This window comes from Dolichospermum lemmermannii CS-548, assembly GCF_028330815.1.
Lineage (GTDB): Bacteria > Cyanobacteriota > Cyanobacteriia > Cyanobacteriales > Nostocaceae > Dolichospermum > Dolichospermum lemmermannii.
The window spans coordinates 1-6,455 of record NZ_JAQMTJ010000288.1 but is presented as its reverse complement, the minus strand read 5'-3'; the positions used below and the strand labels follow the sequence as shown (position 1 = coordinate 6,455).

Here is a 6,455-nt window from a genome sequence, read left to right as displayed (position 1 = left end):
TTCACTTTATCACACCACGTCCCTTTTAATGCTACTTATTCTCATTAAGCATCTTAATTTTTGAATTGGCTTTAGTTATTATGTACTACTTTAAGGGCTTTTTTGATCTGTGACAGTTTGGGGTGCGGAATGTGGGTTAAAAGAATGCAGAATTTAGAATTACGTTTTGCAACGGGGATTTTACCCCGACGCAAAACCCGCTGCTTGTAGAAGCAGGGGACTTTAACCCCCAAAGGTAAGTTAAAAAACCCGGATAAACCGGGCAGATGTACTTTTTGTCGGGTGTTAGCTAATGATAATTATTGGTTAATTTCACAAGTTAAAGGACAAGCTGCATAAACAGTGGTTTGGGCTTTTTCAGCTTTACCATGCAACCAACTTAACCATTTTATTTGCGTAGGATGAATACCTTTAGCTGTTAGCACTCCAGCAGCAATTAATACTGCCATAACATTAAACATTACTAAACCACCTGCCACAATTAACACGGCACTAGCCGGCATCACAGATTGTAAAACAATGGACAATAGACAGCCAACTGTAGCCATCAATACAACCAATGGAAAGCCGATGACTAACAAGCACACTGCCAATGTAAATGTCCAGATTAAAAAGCTTTTCATCATTAATAAGGAGTCGGTCTGAACTAGATTAGAGCTTTGAGCAGAAACCATGACTTTTCCTCCTAATACACAGCAAGTTTAAATTTCAGTTGTTTATCACTCGAAAGCGAATTAACTGATTTTGTTTCAGTGAAATTTAGTATATAAAACCTTAGCTCCAAAATGAGCATTTCTTTACTAAAGTTTACAGTTGATTTTTTCTACTTATGAATAAGAATTCACATATACCCACAGGTAGGGAAACGAGTTTTGGTCTATGCCTTGAGAAATATAGACTAAGGATAGATGAGAAGCAGATATTGATCCCCGCAATCTGATTACCCAGATGCTTAACATTTCTTATAAAAAACGATATTATTTCTCATAATTTATCAAAAAGTGATCAAAACAGATTGTAGATGATGGGTAATTCTTAATTTCTTTCACTTTGCCCCGCCTCTTTATCCTTAATTATCCTGTATTATTAGTTGCTAATATATTACGTAAATCCTATGAAAGACCAAGGATAATCAGTATGTGTTAAAAAATATGTATATTGGTGAATAACCCACTAAGAAGACTGCATAACAGAGGCAGGAGGAGTAGGAAGCAGGAAGCAGGGGACAGGGAACAGAAGGAAAATATTTTCCACTGACAACTAACAACTAACAACTGACAACTGACCAATTAACAAAAGTGAAGATATATGACAGAATCACAAACATTCAGAATGCCGCCACCCTTGCCAAAAGTAAAAATACAGCATCAGTCGGCAAATTTAGAAATGAACGCACCAGCACCGCCAATAATTACTACACCACCACCAATATTTCCTAATTTAAATGCGCCCACAGATGAACCTTTAGAACGGACATTGGTACAGCTTATCCAGGAAGCATTTGATGAGGGTTACTCTGATGTTCACTTGGGAGTGGGTGAAATACCCCGCTTCCGCAACCGGGGGGAAATTCTCACTACAGGTTATCCCGAAGCTGATAAACCGACTTTTATGGGATGGTTGCGGGAGATTCTCTCTGATTCTGAAATTCAAAGGTTTCAAGAACATTTAGAATTTGATGGTGCAACTCAGTACGATTTTGCCCGTGTGCGGATTAATGTGTTTGATTCCCTGCGCGGTTATGCCATGGTACTGCGGTTAATTCCTCTCAAAATTCTGTCTATGGAGCAATTGCGTTTACCACCAGTTTTTCGAGATATTTGTCATAGTCACAAAGGCTTGGTTTTAGTAACAGGTCCAACTGGTTCAGGTAAATCGACGACAATGGCAGCAATGGTTGATTATATTAATCGGGAGATGGCTAAACATATTATTACGATTGAGGATCCGGTAGAATTTGTCCACCAAAGTCGTAAGTCTTTAGTTAAACAGCGGGAAGTGGGAATGCACACCCGCAAATTTGATAATGCTTTAAAAGCAGCTTTGCGGGAAGATCCAGATTTAATTCTGGTGGGGGAAATGCGGGATAAGGAAACGGTGAATACGGCACTGAAGGCGGCACAAACGGGTCACTTGGTGATGGGAACTCTGCACACGAATAGTGCGGTCAAAACTGTTGAACGGATTCTCAATTTGTATTCAGGTGAAGAACAGGAAGCTATGCGGATAGCGCTTGCAGAATCTTTAGTAGCTGTAATTGCTCAAGGTTTATGCCGCACTACAGATGGTAAACGGGCGGCTTTCCACGATATTCTCATTAATACTGAGGCTGTTAAGGAATGGGTGAAGGATGGCAAGTATGATGAGATTGCGGAGTTAATGAAACAAGCTGGTTTTGATGGCATGGTGACAATGAATCAGTCATTGCTCAATCTTTACCAAGAAGGCCGGATTACTGAGGAAACGGCGTTAGAAATGTCGCCAACTCCTAACGAAATGGCGCAATTCCTCCGAGGTCGTGTTTAATTAACAACTGACAACTGACCAATGACTAAGTTGAATTTAGACAAATTATCTAAACCCCAGTTGTTTAAGGGTATTGCTTTGTTTACGCCTGGAGGGGATTTAATTTATTGTATTGACCCTAGTAAACAAGGACGATGGCATTTACATTTATGTGCGGCTTTGCAGGAAATCCTCGACTTACCAGAGCCGCCACATTTTTTAGTTCCTTGTTATACTGCAACTATTGATCACTGGTTAAATCCTCGAACTCAACAAGTACAAATCTTTGCGGAGGCTTATCCAGCAGTAATGCGTCATCAAGCTGTGTTGAATGCGATTTTTGAGACGGGGGATTTGGTGTGGCAATCAGCACCTTGGCAAGATGGTTTGTGCGATCGCTTGGTATTATCAACTTATCGCTCTACATTTCCTCAACTTTGGCAAGATCATGATTTAATTGTGCGTTTGGATTTGGCTGATTCTCCCTCACAGTACCAGCAACCAGTCATTAATACACAACCAGTGCTACAAAAGATCCCAGGTCCCCCAGGCTTTGTTTTGCGCTTGTTTGTGGCTGGTCATAGTGCGACTACAGAAAAAATTTTACAAAACCTGCACGAATCATTAGAGCGATCGCTAGGATATCCTTATACTCTCAAAGTCATTGATGTCCTCACCAATCCAGAACAGGCAGAAATTGATCAAGTTTCTGCTACTCCTACTTTAGTTAAGGTTTGGCCTCATCCAATTCGGCGCATGGTTGGTAATTTACATAATGCGGACAAACTTCTACAAATGTTAGCGGGACAATAGACAACTGTCTTTCAATGTTGGAGTTGGAAATTTTCAAACATCAGACCTTCTTACGAAACTAAATGCTAAACAATACGATCAAGTCCCCGATGAGTTAAATCGCTGGATATATGGTAGCAATGGTATAGTATATCAAGGGTTAGTTAACAGACGTAAAGATGAAGGCAAGTTGTTTAGCAATGGTACTTATTCTTAGACAAAACTATCTCTTGAAGAGCTTAAATCATATAGATTTATCGCTCGTAAAACGTCAATGATTGTAGGGGTTTAGCAATGCTAAACCCCTACGTCTTGTGTATAATTAGATTATGGATATAGCGTTTTCTGTAATTATGAACCTTACTTGGTTAGATAGTAATAGTTGGTTGATTGAAATTGGTGAACAGCGGATACTAATTGACCCCTGGTTAATTGGTGATTTAACCTTTAATAATTTAGATTGGTTATTTAAAGGTTCTCGGACTCAAGATCGGTCAATACCAGATAATATAAACTTAATTTTGCTTTCTCAAGGATTAGAAGATCACGCACACCCATCCACCTTAAAACAGCTTAACAAAAATATCCCCGTTGTCGCTTCCCCCAATGCGGCTAAAGTTGTCAAACAACTGGGTTATCAACAAATCATCAGTCTCAATCATGGTGAAACCTTCACCTTAAATCATCAAATAGAAATCAAAGCTTTTCCCGGTTCTCCCATTGGACCGACTTTATTAGAAAACGGCTATCTGCTTAAAGATTTAGCAAATAATTCCACACTGTATTACGAACCACATGGTTATCATTCCCCCCAACTTGAAGAAATAGCAGCCATTGACGTAGTAATTACACCAATCATTGATTTGAGTTTACCCCTACTCGGTCCGATTATCAAAGGCATGAATAGCGCCCTAGAAGTAGCAAAATCGGTAAAACCTCGATTTATGCTCCCTACCGCAGCCGGAGGGGATATTTTGTTTGCAGGACTACTGGTAAAATTCCTGCAAGCTAAGGGAACTGTAGAAGAATTTCGCACATTACTGGAAAAAAACAATTTAACAACCCAGGTAATTGCTCCTCAACCTGGTGAAAAAGTTATGGTTTGATTGACACTCTCCGGTCTAAAGACGCGGAGATTCTATAGAGAGTTTCAGTCTATATCCCTCAGTTATCCCAGTTTCAGGCAGGGTTCCTTAAATATTTGGGTTCTTGCCCTGATTTCGTTTGCCCTGGCGGGCGAAATCATATCTGACAAGCGTAACTTTCCGAGAGTCCCTCGATAGCTTTTTATGTCTTTAGTGACAATTTAATTCTATCACGAATATGGATTAAAATTTGAAATTATTTCAAATTTTCAAATTAACGTCAATGCAGGATAAAGGAAAGCCTCTAGCCTTCATCCCTTGTCTAAAGCCCAAATGTGGCTGACTCAGTCAGCCACATTTTCAAGGGTTTTCGGCGTTCTTCCTTATAATTTAAAACCAATAATAGTGTGAGGATGTTATAATCTGCGATTTAAAGGCTTGATGTAAATATATCTACATCAAGTTTTCTAAATATCTGTGTGATTAACTATGGCAAAAATTCGTATTTCCCTAGCCTTGAGTCTAGCTACCCTAGCCAGTGGTTTCTTGTTAGCCGCTTGTGAAAATCCTAATCCTTCATCATCTACCGGAAATAGTACCACCTCCCCAACAGCTACCAGTACAACCAGTGATACGAAAGGATTGAAAATTGGGAGTTTATTACCAACAACTGGTGACTTGGCTTCTATTGGACAGCAAATGGTTGGTTCAGTTCCCTTACTGGTAGACACAGTTAACGCTTGTGGGGGTGTGAATGGTGAAAAAGTCAGTTTAGTACAAGTAGACGACCAAACAGACCCTAAAGCCGGTGCTGCGGGAATGACCAAATTAGCAACTTTAGATAAAGTCGGTGGTGTAGTCGGTTCTTTTGCTAGTAGCGTTTCCACTGCGGCGGTTTCTGTGGCTGTACCCAATAAAGTCATGCTGATTTCTCCTGGTAGCACCAGTCCTGTATTTACCGACAAAGCTAAAAAAGGCGACTTTAAGGGCTTTTGGGCGCGGACTGCTCCCCCAGATACCTACCAAGCATTGGCTTTAGCCCAACTTGCTAAGAAAAAAGGTTTTAAACGAGTTTCCACAGTAGTTATTAACAATGACTATGGTGTAGGTTTTGAAAAAGCATTTGTGGAAACTTTTGAAAAATTAGGGGGAACAGTAATTAATAAAGATAAACCTATTCGCTATGATCCCAAAGCTCAAACTTTTGATACAGAAGCAACTGCGGCTTTTGCTGGCAAACCAGATGCGGTTTTAGGGGTGTTATATGCGGAAACTGGGAGTTTATTCCTCAAAGCTGCTTATCAGCAAGGTGTCACTAAAGGCGTACAAATTTTACTTACAGACGGCGTAAAATCCCCTACTTTCCCTGATCAAGTAGGCAAAGCTAGTGATGGTAAGTATATTTTATCCGGGGCAATTGGGACAGTTCCTGGTTCTAGTGGTCCAGGTTTGGAAAACTTTAATAAACTTTGGAAAGAGAAAAAAGGCGGTTCTCCTGGAGAATACGCACCTCAATCTTGGGACGCTGCGGCTTTGTTGGTATTAGCCGCTCAAGCTGCGAAGGAAAATACAGGGGTTGCTATTGCTGGTAAAATTCGGGAAGTCTCTGCTGGTAAGGGTACACCAGTTAGTGATGTTTGTGAAGGATTGAAGCTACTTAAAGCAGGCAAACAGATTAATTATCAAGGCGCAAGCGGTGATGTAGATGTTGACGCTAATGGTGATGTCATTGGTACTTATGATGTCTGGACTGTGGGTGATGATGGTAAAATCAAGGTGATTGATAAAGTTAGTCCTAAGTAAGTAATTGAGATCCTCGAGATACACAAATAACGTAGTTTAACCTTGGTCAAACAGCGTTAATTGCTGATAATTCGCTCTCTGATTGACCTTACTCGTAAGGAGAGCTTTTAGGTTCTAGAGTCTGGGGCTTAGGTAGAGTCGAGGAGGGATATTATTCCCTGCCCCTCTCTGTTAAATCTGGGCGTGCAACTTTCACTGCACCCAGCTTCCGATGTTCTTAGCTTTCGCTTTTGCTCATGTGTATGTAATCGTGGCAGCTTTCGTGGATGG

General features: G+C 40.4%; 6 protein-coding genes. 5 read left to right on the top strand and 1 reads right to left on the bottom strand.

Annotation, left to right across the window (positions count from 1 at the left end; genetic code table 11):
• Nucleotides 1-299: 299 nt before the first annotated feature.
• Nucleotides 300-674: a hypothetical protein gene (locus PN450_RS19935; protein WP_148762051.1), complete on the bottom strand. Its 375-nt coding sequence runs from the start codon at nt 672-674 to the stop codon at nt 300-302.
• 634 nt (nt 675-1,308) lie between these two features.
• Between PN450_RS19935 and PN450_RS19930 the strand changes: the two genes are divergently transcribed.
• The 5 genes from PN450_RS19930 to PN450_RS19915 all read left to right on the top strand — a co-directional run bounded on the left by PN450_RS19930 (nt 1,309) and on the right by PN450_RS19915 (nt 6,185).
• Nucleotides 1,309-2,526 (top strand): type IV pilus twitching motility protein PilT, encoded by a 1,218-nt coding sequence (locus tag PN450_RS19930; RefSeq protein ID WP_271837323.1) that lies wholly within the window; start codon nt 1,309-1,311, stop codon nt 2,524-2,526.
• Nucleotides 2,527-2,547: 21 nt separating this feature from the next.
• Nucleotides 2,548-3,318, top strand: a complete 771-nt coding sequence (locus PN450_RS19925) for a circadian clock KaiB family protein (RefSeq protein WP_148762047.1) — start codon at nt 2,548-2,550, stop codon at nt 3,316-3,318.
• Between the two features lie 4 nt (nt 3,319-3,322).
• Nucleotides 3,323-3,514 (top strand): lysozyme, encoded by a 192-nt coding sequence (locus PN450_RS24150; RefSeq protein WP_148766864.1) that lies wholly within the window; start codon nt 3,323-3,325, stop codon nt 3,512-3,514.
• Nucleotides 3,515-3,650: 136 nt separating this feature from the next.
• Nucleotides 3,651-4,403 (top strand): MBL fold metallo-hydrolase, encoded by a 753-nt coding sequence (locus PN450_RS19920; RefSeq protein ID WP_271837322.1) that lies wholly within the window; start codon nt 3,651-3,653, stop codon nt 4,401-4,403.
• 468 nt (nt 4,404-4,871) lie between these two features.
• The gene (locus PN450_RS19915; RefSeq protein ID WP_271837321.1) at nt 4,872-6,185 is read left to right on the top strand and encodes an ABC transporter substrate-binding protein; all 1,314 of its coding nucleotides are present in this window, start codon (nt 4,872-4,874) and stop codon (nt 6,183-6,185) included.
• Nucleotides 6,186-6,455: the final 270 nt, after the last annotated feature.